Source organism: Micromonospora sp. NPDC049060, from assembly GCF_040649055.1.
GTDB lineage: Bacteria > Actinomycetota > Actinomycetes > Mycobacteriales > Micromonosporaceae > Micromonospora > Micromonospora reichwaldensis.
Genome location: NZ_JBEZEV010000003.1, coordinates 1 through 17,040 on the forward strand (window position 1 = coordinate 1; position 17,040 = coordinate 17,040).

Sequence of the window (17,040 nt, forward strand, 5' to 3'; positions counted from 1 at the left end):
ATCAACGCACTCAGGGCCGCGGTCGACGGCATCGGCTGATCTGGCCTGACGCGTCACGGCGGCCCGGGAGCCACGCGGCGCAGGAAGACGGCAGCGTTGTCGTGCGTCGCCACCCAGGTCCGTTCAGCGTCGGCGATCTCGTCGTCGACCCGGACGGTACGGACGGGTGCGAACGCGACTCTTGCCGCGCCCCGTACGCCGTGCGCATCTGCCGCGATCCGCACGGCCCGCGACCTCTAGCCGGGAGGCCCCGCGATGCCGAGGGCCTCGGTGAGTTCGACGATTCCGTCCCCGAACGGACCCGGGCGCTCCTCGAGTGCGCTCGCGAGTCGATCAGGGCTGGCGACGAGGCCCGCCTTCCCGGCCCAGCGCAGCAGTCCGGCGGCGGCCTGGCTGTTGAGCGGCTCGAACCTGTCGTCGTCGACGAGGGCCCGGACGACCTCCTCGTTGAGGTAGAACTCGACGGCCTCGCCGGACGGGTCGGCTGCCGTGGCAAAGGCGCAGTCGCTGTCGAAGACCGACAGCGCGATGGCCGGTGCCGTCGTTTCCCGCGCGAGGTCGTTGACCAGGTCGTCGGGCGAGGCGTCGTCAACCGGGCCGAGTAACCCGATCCGCCAGCCGCCGGCGCGGACGTTGTCGGTCACGGCCACGAACAGGTCGTCGACGCACGCCAGTTCGTCGAGCCGCGTGTCGCCGGTGCGGGCGATGATGACAAGACCGGAGTAGCCCACGATCATCCCTGCCGTTCGGTGAGGCGCTGGCTGGCGAGTGCCAGGGCGTCGGCGGCCAGCGAGTCGGGGCCTTGGTCGCGCCAGCCCGCGGTCTCGGCCGTGACCGCGTCCACGTCGCCGCGCTGAGCGTGCGCGTAGGCGCGGATGACGCGGTCACTCCAACTTCCGTCCGACCAGCGGCCGGCCTTCCACCGCCCGCAGGCGAGCTGCTCGGCGCGGGCCCGGGCGGATCGTTCGCGGTCCTCCTCGATGGCGGCGAGCATCGCGTCGAAGTCGCCCAGCCAGCTCTTCATGCGGGGCAGGTTCCCCGCCAGCCAGGTCCGCACGATGGTGGCGGCGCGTTCCACGTCGGCTTCCGTCAACAGCGAGAACGTGTGGTCGGGCAACTCCGCGGTGTCGTCGGTCGCCACCAGGCGGTGGTCCCAGACGCTGTGGTGCGGCATGGCGTCACGGCGCGGATCGTTCTCGCCGAAGTAGTACCGCAGGTGCGGGGCGAGCAGCACCCCGACGTTGATGAAGAACTCGATCTCTCCCCTCAGCGCGGTGGTGCGCTGGATGCCGAGGGCGATGCCGTTGCCCTCGGGGTCGAAGTACCGGAAGACCGGCCCACGGCGGATGAAGCCGGCGGCTGCCAGGTCGGCTTCGATGAGTTCCACGAACCGTCGTAGCAAGGCGTTCACGAGGCGGCACGGTATCGCGCGCCCCCGACAGGCCGCAGATCGTCGACCGACCTCCTGCACGCCGAGACCGGGACGAAGATCGACCTCGACGCGATGGCCCGGAGAGCGTTGCTCGATGCCGCGCAGCGTGGGCGCGGCTCGCCGGACGTCAGATCGTCCGACCGTGGGCCGGACCGCTCACGACTGCTGCGTTCCCGCTGCGCGCCGTACGATGTCGCCGAGCTGCTCCCACGCCTGCTCCGTCGGTTCGGTGAGCGCGTACGAGGTCGGCCAGAACCCGCCCTCCTCGTCGAGGGCCGCCTGCGTGCTCACGCCGAACGTCGAGTAACGCTCCTTGTCCATCTGCCCGCTGCGGAAGAAGACCACGACCTTCCCGTCCCTGGCATACCCGGGCTGGCCGTAGTACAGCTTGGGGGCGAGATCCGGCGCGACGGTCGTGACGATCGCGTGCACACGCTCCGCCATCTCCCGGTCTCCGTCGGGCATCCGCGCGATCTTCGCGAGCAGCTCCGCTTCTTCGGCGGCGGCCTTTTCCGCGCCCTTCGTGCGTCTGGCCCCAGCTCTCAACTCCGCCGCACGCTCCTTCATCGCGGCCCGCTCCTGCGTGGAAAACCCTCCTGCGGCAGCGTCCTTCTTCGTCATGGTCGTTTCTCCTCGTCGCCGTGTGGCTCGTGTGCCGTCCACGCTAACGGCGGTGCGTTCGACATCACTTCTCGATTCCTGACCACTCACATCAGCTCTTCTTCGCAGGCTCTCCGGCAGCATGAGGACAGGTGTGCGCAGAGCTGATCGCAGGCTCGCAGAACCGGTGCATCGAGGTCGAGGTGCGCGGATCTGCCGCAGAGATGGCGTCGTGATGCGAGTACCCGGCGACGGGTGTTGCCTGGTCCTGCGTCGTGGTCCGTCCGGACGCCGAAACGTGCTCGTGTGGCTCGCCGGGCAGGGCCACCATTGGCTCCGTGACCAGCTTTCCTGCGCAGGCGTGCCGCGTCCACGACAGCACCCTTTCGCCACAGCGTCGGCTCTACGCGTTGCGCGAGTGCACGCTGCACTGTGCCCCATACGGATTCCGCGCCACCTGGCACCACCTGATCGTCTCCGCACGTATCCCACGCAGGCTCACCGATGACCTCGGCGCACTCGTGCGTGCCGCCGAAGAACTGCAGCGGGCTCGCGACGTGGTCCTGCCACGTGCGCAGGAGTACGCCGTCCAGCGGCGTCGAGAGAAAGCGGCTGGCAGGCGGACACCACGGACGCCGCCACCCTGGAACTCGTGGGGCTGGCACCGGATCGCCTACTGCCCTGACCCTCAGCACCACCCGACGGCACCTCTCGCCACGGTCGTCCAGGCGGTCCTCGATCGCTACGCTGCCGGAGTCAGCTCCGACACACACTGCCTCGCATGCGGCAACGAGCGGCGCCGCCCGGGCCGCGCATGCCCGACCTGTGGCGTCCACCCGGACGGCCCCGCCGCGCGCTGGCGTGACTCCCCGGCGGAGGACCACTGGCAACGGATCTGGCACCGCGACCTCGACGACCGACCAGGATCCCTCGCCGATGACTCCGGCGGGCACTGATCTGCCGCCGAGCGAATCCACGACGTGTCCTCGTACGCGGCTGCCGCCGGCGGCATACGCGCCTTCAGCCCGACGAGCAGGGCCGTCCCACAGGCTGAGGCCGCAGTCACAGTGCAGCGATAGCCTGCCGTCATGGTGAGCGCCGAACTGGATGAGTTGATCGTCGTGGACGCCGAGTCGCTGCGCGCGTGGTTGTCGGCCAACCATGCCACGTCGCCCGGTGTATGGCTCGCCCTGACCAGGAAGGGCGGCACGGTCACGACGCTGACCTGGCAGCAGGCGGTCGACGAGGCCCTGTGTTTCGGCTGGATCGACGGGCAGGCCCGTAAGCGGGATCAGGAGACCTCCTGGATCCGGTTCACCTCGCGCAGGCCCCGCAGCTCCTGGTCGCAACGCAACGTCGCCCACGTGGCGCGGCTGGAGGAGCAGGGGCGGATGCTGCCCTCCGGCCGGGCCGCGGTGGAAGCCGCGAAGGCGGACGGGCGGTGGGCGGCCGCCTACGCCCCGCCGTCGGAAGCCGAGGTGCCGGAGGACCTCCTCGCCGCCATCGCTGCCAACCCTGCCGCCCAGGCCATGTTCGACGTACTCACCAAGACCAACCGGTTCGCTCTCATCCACCGCGTCAATGCGGTCAAACGGGCGCAGACCCGCGAGCGGAAGATCAGCGAGTTCGTTGCCATGCTGGCCCGTCACGAGACGATCTACCCGCAGAAGGCCAAGCCGCCGCACTCGCCGTGATCGGCCTTGTCATGATCATGGACCCTGATCTGGCCGGGAACGGTGCTGGGATGGGCTGACTCCACGTGGCGGTCAGCCGGCGACCTGGTCGCGGCGGCGGGTGGGATGGGCCCGCTCCGCGACGCCGGACACCCGTGACGAACAGCAGGATGAACGCCAGCACCACCAGCTACGCATGTGTCACCCTCTGACCGGATTGCGCCAGCCCCAGGTCGCGATGAGCCGCGACGCCGGCAGGGGCAGTGGCGGGGAAGTCCTCGCCGTCCGGGAGGTCGGAATGCGCGACCGCCCGCACGCTCGGTAGTCGCGGGGCTGCTTGCAGTCAGCGTCATCGACGGAGCCTGGAGTTCCGCTTGAAGGGGACACGTGCAGGCAGGAGCTGTCCCGCGTCGGCTGACGAGGGGGCGAGGTCGACCACATTCCCTGACACGCTACGAGCTTCCACGCGCCAATGGCACTCGTTCGTCCTGGCCGTGAGCCTGCCAGCAGTATCGATGGCCGTGGGTGGCCCCGGACGAGGGAAAAGCTCCCACCATCGTCAGGGTGTCCGGGCGGGTGCTTCGGAGCCGGGTGCTGGGAAGAACAAATGCGACCTGTACCAGACATAGCGCGCGAAATGCAGTCCCTTGCGAGGCATGAGGCACGCGGCTAATCTCGCCCCATCGAAGACCGCGTATTGGCGCGAACTGCCGATTCACGCTCCGTTGCCTGCACGATGTCGTAGTCGCTCCACGGGGGAGTTGGTTCCATGTCTGCTGACGGCAAGCGTCGAATTCGTCCAGCGCCGCCGATCGCGCCTTCCTTGTGAATCTTCGCACCCACCTCAGGTGACTGTCCTTCATCGAGGCGGTCCGATCCGCAGGCGATGTCACGCGCCCCCAGGGTGCGGATTCGGGTTGCAGTCCGGCCGTGCAACTCCGTAACGGGGGTCTTCAGTTGCAACTCGTTCCCGAGGGCTCCGCCCTGATGTCAGGACGGTTGTCCAGCGGTCCGTCCCGTCAGGTGCACGACGAAATCCTCCGACCCCAGTTCGAGTTCGACATGACCCATCTGCTTCCTCACTATCTCGCTGTGGAAGTGGTTCTCCTGCTCGAGTACGAGCGGATGGGGGTCATCACCGGCGAGCAACGGCGCGACATCGCGGACAGACTTGGCAGGATCGACGAATCCACGCTCAGCGCCGACCCCGCCACCAACATGTCCGACACGTCGATGGCCATCGAGCAGTGGGTGCATGGGCAGTTGACCGAGCCGGTCCCGGCCTGGCACGTCGACCGCAGTCGTAACGACTCTCAGGCGACCGCACACGCTCTCGCGGCACGCGAGTGGTTGGGTGGGGCGGCGGAGGACCTGTTGGGCCTCGGTGAGGCTGTCCATCGACTCGCCAACGGCACGACCGACCTGCTGATGCCGGGATACACCCACCTCCAGGCGGCCCAGGTGATCACTCCCGGCTTCTACCTGGCCGCCCTCTCCCAGCAGATCCTGCACAACCTGCGCCGCTGGCTCGCCACCTACGACGGCAACGACCTCTCACCGCTCGGCGCGGGCTCGATGGCCGGCCAGCAGTTGCCCTGGGACCGTCACCGCATGGCGCACCTGCTCGGCTTCGCGGGACCGGTTCCGCACGCCCTGACCGCCGTGGCGTCCCGGTCGCTGGCCTTGGAGATGATGGCGGAATTCTCCATTCTGGGTGCCGAACTGAGCCGCTTCGTCACCGATCTCATGACCTGGGGCAGCAACGAGTACGCCTTCATCGACCTGCCTGACGAGCTCTCCGGCATCTCGGCGGCGATGCCGCAGAAGAAGAACTTCCCGATCCTGGAGCGGATCCGCGGAAAGCTGGCGCATCTCGGCGCCTTCGGTGTGGACATCGTCCTCGCCCAACGCTCGACGCCCTATTCCAACATGGTGGAGGTGTCCAAGGAGGCGACCGCGAACCTCCATGTGTCCGTCTCCACCACGCGGACGGCCCTGCGGCTCTTCTCGACCGTCGTCGACAACCTGCGTTTCCGGTCCGACCGGATGCGGGAAGCCTGCCGGCGGGAGTATCTGGGCGCGTTCGCACTGGCGAACGACCTGACCCTCAACGACGGGATCCCCTGGCGCGACGCCCAGATCGTCGTCGGGCAGTACATCGCCGCCGCCATCTCCTCCGACATCCCGCCCCATCCCGGAGACCCCGGGCTGTTGGTCGAGGTCGCCGGCCGGCACGGATACCAGGTCTCCGACGCCGCACGCGTGCTCGCCGACGCCTTCGACATCGAGAAGGCAATTCGTGGAAAGCGGTCGACGGGCTCGGTCAACCCGCAGGAGTTGGCCGACCTGCTCGCCAGCCAGGCGGACGAGTTCCGGCTCCTCCGGCAGCAGTGGGACGACCGTCGTGAACGGCGAGGTTCCGCTCGGGCACTGCTCGGGCGTCGATGAGCGTCGAATCGGGGAAGAATGACGATCTTTAGCGGAGCAGCCCGGGTGGGCGCGAGCGACGTCGGCACCCACGGACGATCGGGGGCCGGCGCGTGATCTTCCAGAACGTCGTCGACGCCATCGGGCACACGCCGTTGATCAGACTGACGATGGACGTCGATCCGCGCGTCGAGGTGTACGCCAAACTCGAACTCCAGAACCTCTTCGCGATGAAGGACCGGGTCGCCCGCCACGTGATCCTCGAGGCCAGACGGCTGGGCGTGCTCCGACCGGGCGCGCCGATCGTCGAGAGTTCCTCCGGCACGATGGCGCTGGGAGTCGCCCTCGTCGGCACCGCCCTGGGCCATCCGGTGCACGTCGTCACCGACCCCCGGATCGACCCCGTGACCCTCGCCAAGCTGCGCGCCCTGGGCTGCCAGGTGCACGTCGTCGACCAGATGTCCAGCCAGGGCTGGCAGGGTGCCCGCCTCGAACGGCTGCACGAGCTCCTCGAAGCCCTGCCGGGTGCGTTCTTTCCCGAGCAGTACCGGAATCCGGACAACCCGGGTGCGTACCGGTCCCTGGCCGGGGAGCTGCTGGGGGACCTCACCTCCTTCGACGTCCTGGTCGGGGCGGTCGGCACCGGTGGTTCGCTGTGCGGCTCGGCCCGGGCGCTGCGACGCGCGCTGCCCGAGCTGCGAGTGGTGGGGGTGGACTGCGTGGGCAGCGTGCTGTTCGGTCAGCCGGACGTGCCCAACAGGTTGCAGGGCGGCCTCGGCAACAGCCTCGAGCCCGCCAACCTGGACCGTCGCCAGATCGACGAGGTGCACTGGCTCAACGACCGGGAGGCGTTCGGCGCCACCCGTGACCTGGCCCGCGAGCAGCAGATCTTCGGCGGCAACACGTCGGGCTCGGTCTACCAGGTGTTGAAGGACGTGGCTCGCCGGGCGGAGCCGGGGACCCGGATCGTCGGCATCTTCCCCGATCGCGGCGACCGGTACGCGCAGACCGTCTACGACGACGGATGGGCCGCCGACCGCCTGGACGAGATGGACGCGGCGGACCGGCCGCGTCCGATCAGCCCCGGCGAGGTCGCCGTGAGCTGGTCGCGGACGGACGACGTCCCGCGTACGGACGGCGAGCGGTACCTGTTGTTCCTGGAGGCGAACACGAGCGGGACCGGCGTGCTCGCCCTGAGCGTCGCACGACGGATGGGGCTGCGTCCGGTGCTGCTCACCGACCGTCCCGACCGCTACCCGGGGCTCGCCGACACCGACTGCGAGGTCCTCGTCTGCGAGACGCACGAGCTGCCGGCCCTGCGCTCGCTCATCCAGGGCAGGTTCCGTCGTGAACAGCTCGCCGGGGTGACGACGACCAGCGACTTCTACACCGTGCTCGCCGCCGAGCTGGCCGACTGGCTGGGACTGCCGGGCAACCCGCCGGCAGCCGTGGCCGCCTGTCGGAACAAGGCCCTGCTGCGGGAGGCGCTGCGGGACAGCGGGATCCGACAACCCCGCTTCGTCGCGGTGACGGACCCGGCGCGGGCCGCTGCCGCGGTGCGCGAGGTCGGACTGCCGTGCGTGGTCAAGCCCGCGGACGACTCCGGCTCGAACGCCGTGCTGCTCTGCGCCACCGTCGAGGAGGCGACCGCGCACGTGGCGGCGGTCCTGGCGATGCGCGTCAACGTCCGGGGCATGCCGACCGCCCGCTGCGCGCTGGTCGAGGAGTACGTGCGGGGTGCCGAGTTCAGCGTCGAGGTGTTCGGCGAGAGCACCGGGAACCGCTGTCTCGGGATCACCGAGAAGCGGGTGACCGGTGGGCCGTACTTCGCGGAGCTCGGTCACGTCTTTCCCGCGGACCTGCCGGCGGATCAGGCGACCGAGGTGGTGGATGCCGTCCTGCGGGCGCTCGCCACGGTCGGGATGTCACACGGGGCGACCCACACCGAGGTACGCCTCACGCCGTCCGGCCCGGCCATCATCGAGATCAATCCCCGCCCGGCCGGCGGGATGATCCCCGAGCTCTACCGCCTCGCCACCGGCTCCGACCTGCTCGCCGCGCAGCTGGCAGCGGCCGTCGGGGGACCGACCCGGCTCTCCTCGACCACCCACGGGTACGCCGCGATCGAGTTCCTGGTGGCTCCCCGGCCCGGGACGCTCCGGGGTACCGCGGCCGGGGCGGAGATCGAGCACCTCGACGGCGTCGAACAGGTGACCGTGACGGCGTCCCCCGGCACGTCCGTGCGACCACCGCGCAACGGCTACGACCGCCTGGGGCACGTCATCGCCACGGGCTCCAGCAGAGCGGAGGTCGTCCGCCGGATCCGTGCCGCCGTGGACCAGGTCCAGCTGCTGGTCGACGAGGACAGCCCGGACGCCGTCAGCGACGAAGCGTCCCTGGCCCCGGCCCACTGAGGGACGACCATGACGCACACCTCGCTCATCGCGGCCCTGTCGGCCTGGGCGGACACCCGGGCGGACGACCCCGCGCTGACCTTCGTCGACAGTGCCGGGACGACGACCACCACCACGTACGGGCAGGTTGACGAGGGCGCTCGTACCGTGGCCGGCCACCTGCGGTCGATTGCCGAACCGGGCGACCGGGCGCTGCTGCTCTTCCCACCCGGCCTCGACTACGTCACGGCCTTCCTCGGCTGCCTCTACGCCAACGTGGTCGCGGTGCCGCTCTACCCGCCGGGCCCCCACGCGCGCCTCGACCGCGTCACCACCGTCGTGCGCGACTGCGGAGCCACCCACGCGCTGACCACCGCGAAGCTGGTCGGAGCGCTGTCGGGGCTGGCGGCCGAGCCGGGCGGACCGGCGGTGCACCCGATCGAGGCGGTGCGGGCGCAGGCCGCTCCGGTGGGCCCCCACCGGCCGGCGCCGGACGACCTCGCCTTCCTCCAGTACACCTCCGGATCGACGGGCGATCCCAAGGGGGTCATGGTCGGGCACGGCAACCTCACCGACAACCACCGGGCCATCGCGGCCGGCTTCGGGATCGACGCCGACGACGTGGTGCTCAGTTGGCTGCCGATGTACCACGACATGGGTCTCATCGGCACCACGTTGCTGCCGCTGTTCATGGGCGTACCGGCGGTCCTGCTCGACACGTTCGCGTTCGTCCGCAATCCGCTGCGGTGGCCAACGGAGGTGTCCCGGTTCAGGGCGACCCTCTCCGGTGGACCCAACTTCGCCTATCAGCTCCTGGCGGACCGCTTCGACGCCGGGCTGCTCGACGGGATCGACCTCAGCTCGTGGCGGGTCGCGTTCAACGGCGCGGAGCCGGTGGACAGGCGGACGATGGACGCGTTCTCCGCCGCGTACGCGCCGCTCGGGTTCGACCGCCGGGCGTTCTATCCGTGCTACGGCCTGGCGGAGGCGACGCTCTTCGTCAGCGGCCCCGAGGCGTCGACCGGTTACCGCACCGGCACCTTCGACCGGCACGCCCTCGAGACGGGCCGGTTGACCGGGGCGACCGGAGCAGCGGGGACGGAGCCGGTCACGCTGGTCTCCTGCGGCACCCCGCCACCGGGTACGACGGTCGCCGTGCGCCGCGCGGACGGCGCACCCTGCGCGGCGGGCGAGGTCGGCGAGATCTGCGTGAGCTCCGGCGGGGTGGCCGCCGGGTACTGGGGCAGGTCCGACTCCGCCGCGACGTTCGCCGCCACCGTCGGCGGCCGGCAGGGGACCTTCCTGCGTACCGGGGACCTCGGCGCGATGTACGACGGCGAGCTCTACGTCGCGGGGCGCCAGAGTCGGCCAGGCGGGCGAGTTCCTCGTCGACGATCGACGGGTCGAGCTTGCGGAAGACCGGCTTCGGCGCGGCCAGCGGCCGGCCAGCCTCCAGCGGTACGGACTCCCAACGCGCGCCGACCGTGTAGTCGCCGGTCAGCACCGGGTACGCGGGCCCGCCGTCGAGGTCCTCGACCTCCTCGATGACCGGCATCGGGGCGTGCACGCCGGTGCCGCCGAGCAACTCGTGCACCTGCTGCGTGCTGTGCGGCAGGAACGGGGTGAGCAGCGTGTTGGCGTCGCTGACCACCTGGAGGGCGACGTGCAGGATGGTGCCCATCCGCGGCTTGTCGTCCTCGCCCTTGAGCTTCCACGGCGCCTGCTCGGAGAGGTACCGGTTGGCCTCGGCGACCACCCTCATCGCCTCGCCGATGGCCTGCTTCTGGCGGTGCCGGGCGATCAGGTCGCCGACCGTCGCGAAGCCGGCCCGGGCGACCGCGAGCAGCGCCTCGTCGGCCTCGGTGAGGCCGGCGGGGTCGACGGGCGGGATCGCGCCGAAGTTCTTCGCCGCCATCGAGACGGACCGGTTGACCAGGTTGCCCCAGCCGGCGACCAGCTCGTCGTTGTTGCGGCGCAGGAACTCGGCCCAGGTGAAGTCGGTGTCGTTGCTCTCCGGGCCGGCGGCGGCGATGAAGTAGCGCAGCGCGTCGGCGTCGTAGCGCTCCAGGAAGTCCCGGACGTAGATGACGACCCGGCGGGAGGAGGAGAACTTCTTCCCCTCCATGGTCAGGTATTCGCTGGAGACCACCTCGGTGGGCAGGTTGAGCCGGCCCAGTTCGCCCGGCGCGCCGTCCCGGCTGCCCTCGCCCGAGTAGCCGGAGAGCAGCGCCGGCCAGATCACCGAGTGGAAGACGATGTTGTCCTTGCCCATGAAGTAGTAGGCGCGGGCGTCCTTCCCCTCCCCGTCGGTGGACCACCACCGGCGCCACGCCTCGGGGTCGCCGGAGCGGCGGGCCCACTCGATCGAGGCGGAGAGGTAGCCGATCACCGCGTCGAACCAGACGTAGATGCGCTTGTCGGGGCGCTCACGCCAGCCGTCGAGCGGGATCGGCACGCCCCACTCCAGGTCGCGGGTGATGGCCCGGGGCTGGAGGTCGTCGAGCAGGTTCTTCGAGAAGCGCAGCACGTTGGGCCGCCAGCCCTCGCGGGTGTCGAGCCACTGCCGCAGCACGTCGGCCAGGGCGGGCAGGTCGAGGAAGAAGTGCTCGGTCTCGACGAACTTCGGGGTCTCCCCGTTGATCCGCGACTTCGGGTCGACCAGGTCGATCGGGTCGAGCTGGTTGCCGCAGTTGTCGCACTGGTCGCCGCGCGCGCTGTCGTAGCCACAGATCGGGCAGGTGCCCTCGATGTAGCGGTCGGGCAGCGTCCGGCCGGTGGACGGGGAGATCGCCCCCATCGTGGTCTTCGGGACGATGTAGCCGTTGCGGTACATCCCCTCGAACAGCTCCTGCACCACCGCGTAGTGGTTGCGGGTGGTGGTGCGGGTGAACAGGTCGTAGGAGAGACCGAGGCCGTGCAGGTCCTCCACGATCACCCGGTTGTAGCGGTCGGCCAGCTCGCGCGGGGTGACCCCGTCGGCGTCCGCCTGCACCTGGATGGGGGTGCCGTGCTCGTCGGTGCCCGACACCATGAGCACGTCGTGCCCGGCCATCCGCATGTACCGGCTGAAGACGTCGGAGGGAACGCCGAAGCCGGAGACGTGGCCGATGTGGCGCGGGCCGTTGGCGTACGGCCAGGCGACCGCCGCGAGAACGTGACTCATGACCAGCAAGCCTAGTGACCCGCTCGCGGTGACCGCGAACCAATAGGGCCCCCGGCCCGGTGGCCCGGCGGGACCGGGTCCGATGTTCGCCCGATTTGTCGCCGACACGCGGCCTGAGCTGCCGGCGGACGCCCTGGTCGCGGGGTGCAATGAACGCCGTGACTGGCAGACGAGCGGCCCGGGATCGTGACGACCGTCCCTCGGGCCCGACGGACGGCGACGCGGGGAGGGCGCCGCGCGGCACCCGCGCGCCGCACCCCCGGGCGGTCCAGGCCGCCGCGCCGCCGGAGTCGCCGCCGGAGTCGCCCGTCGAGGCCGCCGGACCCGTGGCGGCCCCGCCGTCCGCCGCGCCCGCCGTCGAGGTGGAGCCCACGACCGGGGCGCCGGTCGACGCCGTGCCGCGCCGGGTCCCCGTCCGGCAGCCGAACCGCTGGCCCCGCCGGGGGCGTCCGTCCGCCGGCGACCCGCCGGACCGGGACGACGGCGGGCGTACGCCGGACGGCGAGGGCGGTGGGCCTGCGTCGGACGACGGCGGGCGTACGCCGGACGGCAGGGACGGTGCCGACGGGGCGTACTGGCCGCCGATCGAGCTGGTGCACTGGGACGGCACCCCGATCCGGGACGAACCGCCGCACGAGCGGGAGCGGTCGGCCCGGGAGGATGCCGCGCGGCGGCGGGCCCGGCGCACCCCGCGTCCGCCCGATCCGCTGCCGGGGCTGGCCGCCCTGCTGGCGCTGAGCCTGGTGGCGGCGTTCTTCGCCTGGGTCAGCGCGGGCCCGTTCTGGCTGGCGGTGGGGCACGCCACCCGGGGCACGGTGGTGATCGCCGACTGCACCGGGGGCGGCCTCGCGCAACGCTGCCGGGGCAACTTCGCCCCCGCCGACGAGACGTGGACCGCGTACGGCGTGCGGGTGAGCGGGGTGGCCGCGGAGCGCACCGCGACCGGCACGATCCTGCCGGCCCGGATGACCGGCCCGGACGGCGGCACCGCGTACGCGGACACCGGCGCGGCCGGGCACCTGCGCTGGCTGCTCGGCCTGCTGGTGGTGCTGGGCTGCGGCGCGGGGATCGTCCGGTGGACCGGGTCCGCCCGGATCGCCGACCCCCGGCTGCGCCGCTGGGCGGTGACGGGCGCCGCGGCCGGCCCACTGGCGATCACCCTCGGCTTCCTCGTCGCCGCCTGGTGAACCCGTCGGGTGCTGCCGGGCACCCGACGGCCGGGCCGCCGCCGAGGTGCCCGGCCAGGCCTGGCCGGGATCCCGGTCGCGCCGGGTCGGAATCCCGGTCGGCCCGGTCGGGATTCGGTCGGGCCGCGTCGGGTCCCAGTCGGGCCGGGTCGGGATTCGGTCGGGCCGGTCGGGATTCGGTCGGGCCGCGTCGGATCCCAGTCGGGCCGGGTGGAGATTCCATTCGGGTGTCAGGCGGGCACGACCCGGGTCAGGCGTGCACGACGGCATAGACGTCGCGGCGGCGCAGGGCGTACTCCGTGGCGACCTCGGTGATCGCGTCCCGGCGGGACAGCCCGGCGGCCTCGCGGGCGGCGACGGCGGCGCGCAGCGTGTCGTCGTCGGGCCGCTCCGGGGCCGACTCGGGCGCGCCGGCCACGACGAGGGTGATCTCGCCGCGCGGCTCCCCCTCGGCCGCCCAGTCGGCCAGCTCGCCGAGCGGGCGGCGGACGATCTCCTCGTACGTCTTGGTCAGCTCGCGGCAGAGCGCGGCGGGCCGGTCGGCGCCGAACGCGGCGGCCAGGTCGGCGAGCGCGGCGGCGATCCGGTGCGGCGCCTCGAAGAAGACAAGCGTCCGCTCCTCGGCGGCCAGCGCCCGCAGGCGGGACCGGCGGGCGCCGCCGGTGCGCGGCAGGAAGCCCTCGAAGCAGAACCGGTCGCAGGGCAGGCCGGACAGTGCCAGGGCGGTGGTGACCGCGCTCGGGCCCGGCGCGGCGGTGACCGGCACGCCGGCGTCGAGGGCGGCCCTGACCAGCCGGTAGCCCGGGTCGGAGACGCTCGGCATGCCGCCGTCGGTGACCAGGGCGACCAGGTAGCCGGCGGTCAGCACGTCGACCAGCTCGGGGGTGCGCCGCTCCTCGTTGCCCTCGAAGTAGGAGACGATGCGGCCGCCGACGGTGACGTCGAGGTCCCGGGCCAGCCGGGTCAGCCGGCGGGTGTCCTCGGCGGCCACCACGTCCGCGGCGGCGAGCACCTCGCGGAACCGGGCGGAGGCGTCGGCGGGGTTGCCGAGCGGCGCGCCGAGCAGGACCAGGCGCCCGGTTTCGGACTTTTCACCCACGAGATGCAACTCCTTCATCGACGGCTTTACCGGTATCGGGGACGACGGGCGCCACCGGGCACCTTCGCAGCCTACGATCGCCGGGTGACGAGTGCGTCGACAGCACAGAGCGCGGACCAGGCGGGGCAGGACCTCACGGACGGCGGTCCGCCGGAGGGCAGGTCCCCGGCTTCCGGCGGGATCCCCGGCGTGGTCCGGCGGCGGTTGGCCACCGTCGAGGCCCGGCTGGACGGGCGTTCCTGGCTCGCCACCGGCGTGATCGTCGCCATCGCGGCGATCCTGCGCTTCGTCGGCCTGAGCCACCCGCCGGGCAAGATCTTCGACGAGACCTACTACGCCCGAGAGGGCTGGGGGCTCATCGACAAGGGCGTCGAGTGGAACTACAAGGACGGCGGCGCGTCGTACGTGGTCCACCCGCCGCTGGGCAAGTGGCTGATCGGGTTCGGCGAGTGGGCCTTCGGCTACGCCGACGCCGAGCACGGCATCTCCGTGCCGGGGCACCTGATGACGACCGCCCCGGAGTTCGGCTGGCGGGTCTCGGCGGCGGTCATCGGCACCCTGTCGGTGCTGCTGCTGGTCCGCATCGGCCGGCGGATGTTCCGCTCGACCGCGCTGGGCTGCGCCGCCGGCCTGCTGCTCGCGCTGGACGGCTTCCACCTGGTGCTCTCCCGCACCGCGCTGCTCGACATCTTCCTGCTGTTCTTCGTGCTGGCCACGTTCGGCGCCCTGGTGCTCGACCGGGACGCCCGGCGGCGCCGGTGGGCCCGGGCGCTGGAGGCCGGCCTGGACCCGGGCCAGCCGGGGCGGGCCGGGCGGCCGGCGGGCGGCTGGCGGAACTGGCCGTGGTGGCGGCTCGCCGCCGGGGTCCTGTTCGGCTGCGCCTGCGCGGTCAAGTGGAGCGCGCTCTACTTCCTGCCCGTCTTCGCGCTGCTGGTGATCCTCTGGGAGGTCGGGGTCCGCCGCTCCGCCGGCGTACGCCGGCCGTGGCGGGACACCCTCCTCGACGAGGTGCCGTGGCTGGTGCTGGCCGGGGTGCTGATGGTGCTCACCTACGTCGGCACCTGGTCCGGCTGGCTGCTCGGCGACGAGGGCTACTACCGGCTGGCCGAGCGCTACCCGAACGCCCCGCTGAGCGACACACCGGTGTTCGGCGCGTTGAACAACCTGATCGAGTACCACAAGGCCGCGTACGGCTTCCACGCCGGCCTCGACGACCCACACAAGTACCAGTCGTGGCCGTGGCAGTGGCTGCTGCTCGGCCGGCCGGTCGCCTTCTACTGGGTCGGCAACGGGCCCTGCGGGGCGCCGAGCTGCGCCTCCGAGGTCCTGCTGCTCGGCACGCCCCTGCTCTGGTGGTCGTTCCTGCCCGCGCTGGCGGCGCTGGCCTGGCTGGGCCTGGCCCGGCGGGACTGGCGGGCGGGGGCGATCCTGCTCGTCGTGGCGGCCGGCCTGCTGCCCTGGTTCTGGTTCGCCCTCGACGGCCGGACGATGTTCTCCTTCTACACCGCGCCGGTCCTGCCGTTCCTGGTGCTGGCGGTGGTCTACGTGCTCGGCGCGATCGTCACGCCGGCCGGTCCACCGGGCGCCGTCGCCGCGCAGCCGGGAGACGGCGGCCCCGCCGCCGCGCGCGTCGAGTCGGACGAGCTTCGGGACCGCAGGCTGGTCGGCGGGGTGATCGCCGGGGCGTACGTCCTGCTGGTCGCGCTCTGCTTCGCGTACTTCCATCCGATCTTCGTCGGGAAGGTGCTGCCGTACGCCGAGTGGTCGGCGCGGATGTGGCTGGACGGCCGCTGGATCTGACGGGACGGCAGGGCACCCGCCGCGCGCCCCGGGCGGCGCGGCGGGTGCACAAGGAACGGGCCCGCACGCGGTGGCGTGCGGGCCCGTTCGACGTAGATGCGCGCCCCGATCGCCTGCCACGGGGGAAGCGGGCGATTGGGGCGCGCATCAAGAGCTTAACCACCACCTACCACTGGCACAACGGGTCGACTTCGGTCAGATTTCCGACCAACGCGACACCGCACGGATGGTTTACATCCGGCACCTAACGGTCCGTCATCTTGCGCAAACGGTACGGATCGCACCGCCAGCGGGAGCGGGGTCTGCCAGATTTCGCAGCGATCGGGATTCCCATCGATGGGAGACTTCCCGTAACGTATCGATCGATTTGGTTCTCCAGTAACCCTGGGTCCGGCCCGTCGGCACCCGGGCCGGTTGCACTGTCAGCCATCCCGATCGATCGGACGGAGTTCACGATGACCCGTACCCTCCGCTGGACCGGCGGCCTGCTGGCCACCGTCACCGCCGCCACCCTCGGCCTGTCCGCCCCCGCCCACGCGGCCACCGTCTCGGTGCCGCTGCGCACCCTCGTCGCCGACCTGCCGGTGGCCACCGAGGTACGCACCGGCTACAACCGGGACCTGTTCCCGCACTGGACCGACGCGGACTCCGACGGCTGCAACACCCGCTACGAGGTGCTGATCGCCGAGGCCACCACCCGCCCCACGGTGGGCTCCGGCTGCCAACTGACCGGCGGGCGCTGGCGCTCCTACTACGACGCCGCCTACTGGACCAACCCGTCCGACCTGGACATCGACCACATGGTTCCGCTCGCCGAGGCGTGGGACTCGGGGGCCCGGAACTGGACCACGTCGCGGCGGCAGGCGTTCGCCAACGACCTCGGCGACGTCAGGTCGCTGGTCGCGGTGACCGACAACGTCAACCAGGCCAAGGGCGACCAGGACCCGGCCACCTGGCAGCCCACCAACGAGAAGTGCCGGTACGTCGGCGAGTGGGTGGCGGTGAAGACCCGGTGGCGGTTGAGCGTCGACAGCGCCGAGAAGAGCGCGCTGACCAGCCGGGCGAACTCCTGCACGAACATCACGATCACGGTGACGCACGCGTACTGACCCTCCCGCGCCCCCGCGATCTTGCACTCTCCGCCCATGGCTTGCGACCTGTGTCGGCTTCGCCAGGAGAGGGAGTGCGAGATCGCGGACGCGCGCCGGCTACCTAGGTGCTTTGTGTACTGAACCGCCCATATTCGACCGGCTGCGCCGTTCGTCA

Annotated in this window: 11 protein-coding genes and 2 pseudogenes; 7 read left to right on the plus strand and 6 right to left on the minus strand. The window is 71.6% G+C overall.

Translation table 11 applies throughout. The annotated features are described in order from the left end of the window. Positions 1–53: 53 nt before the first annotated feature. From AB0B83_RS01885 to AB0B83_RS01900, 4 genes are all read right to left on the minus strand, one after another. Positions 54–224: a hypothetical protein gene (locus AB0B83_RS01885; RefSeq protein ID WP_357576550.1), complete on the minus strand. Its 171-nt coding sequence runs from the start codon at positions 222–224 to the stop codon at positions 54–56. A gap of 12 nt (positions 225–236) precedes the next feature. After that, positions 237–731: a hypothetical protein gene (locus AB0B83_RS01890; protein WP_357576551.1), complete on the minus strand. Its 495-nt coding sequence runs from the start codon at positions 729–731 to the stop codon at positions 237–239. 2 nt (positions 732–733) lie between these two features. Beyond that, positions 734–1,411 (minus strand): hypothetical protein, encoded by a 678-nt coding sequence (locus AB0B83_RS01895; protein ID WP_357576552.1) that lies wholly within the window; start codon positions 1,409–1,411, stop codon positions 734–736. A gap of 177 nt (positions 1,412–1,588) precedes the next feature. Continuing rightward, positions 1,589–2,053 (minus strand): DUF1801 domain-containing protein, encoded by a 465-nt coding sequence (locus AB0B83_RS01900; protein WP_357576553.1) that lies wholly within the window; start codon positions 2,051–2,053, stop codon positions 1,589–1,591. Positions 2,054–3,120: 1,067 nt separating this feature from the next. Between AB0B83_RS01900 and AB0B83_RS01905 the strand changes: the two genes are divergently transcribed. The 4 genes and pseudogenes from AB0B83_RS01905 to AB0B83_RS01920 form a co-directional block, all read left to right on the plus strand. Continuing rightward, positions 3,121–3,726, plus strand: coding sequence for a YdeI/OmpD-associated family protein (locus tag AB0B83_RS01905; protein ID WP_357576554.1), 606 nt, complete (start codon positions 3,121–3,123; stop codon positions 3,724–3,726). 1,002 nt (positions 3,727–4,728) lie between these two features. Next, entirely contained in the window at positions 4,729–6,153 is a 1,425-nt protein-coding gene (locus AB0B83_RS01910) for a lyase family protein (protein WP_357576555.1), read from the plus strand. 92 nt (positions 6,154–6,245) lie between these two features. Further along, complete coding sequence (locus AB0B83_RS01915; RefSeq protein ID WP_357576556.1) at positions 6,246–8,546, plus strand: pyridoxal-phosphate dependent enzyme; 2,301 nt, start codon at positions 6,246–6,248, stop codon at positions 8,544–8,546. Between the two features lie 9 nt (positions 8,547–8,555). Further along, positions 8,556–9,707, plus strand: a pseudogene (locus AB0B83_RS01920) (AMP-binding protein); the annotation flags it as partial. A gap of 184 nt (positions 9,708–9,891) precedes the next feature. Here AB0B83_RS01920 and metG read toward each other — a convergent pair. Beyond that, positions 9,892–11,688: pseudogene (metG, locus tag AB0B83_RS01925) on the minus strand (methionine--tRNA ligase); the annotation flags it as partial. A 149-nt stretch (positions 11,689–11,837) separates the two neighbouring features. Here metG and AB0B83_RS01930 point away from each other — a divergent pair. Further along, a complete protein-coding gene (locus AB0B83_RS01930) occupies positions 11,838–12,875 on the plus strand; it encodes a hypothetical protein (protein WP_357576557.1) in 1,038 nt (345 codons plus the stop codon). A 250-nt stretch (positions 12,876–13,125) separates the two neighbouring features. Here AB0B83_RS01930 and rsmI read toward each other — a convergent pair whose 3' ends face one another. After that, a complete protein-coding gene (gene rsmI, locus AB0B83_RS01935) occupies positions 13,126–13,974 on the minus strand; it encodes a 16S rRNA (cytidine(1402)-2'-O)-methyltransferase (RefSeq protein ID WP_151453474.1) in 849 nt (282 codons plus the stop codon). Positions 13,975–14,058: 84 nt separating this feature from the next. Between rsmI and AB0B83_RS01940 the strand changes: the two genes are divergently transcribed. Continuing rightward, positions 14,059–15,774 (plus strand): phospholipid carrier-dependent glycosyltransferase, encoded by a 1,716-nt coding sequence (locus tag AB0B83_RS01940; protein ID WP_357576558.1) that lies wholly within the window; start codon positions 14,059–14,061, stop codon positions 15,772–15,774. 455 nt (positions 15,775–16,229) lie between these two features. Further along, entirely contained in the window at positions 16,230–16,883 is a 654-nt protein-coding gene (locus tag AB0B83_RS01945; RefSeq protein WP_357576559.1) for an HNH endonuclease family protein, read from the plus strand. The last annotated feature ends 157 nt before the right edge of the window (positions 16,884–17,040 follow it).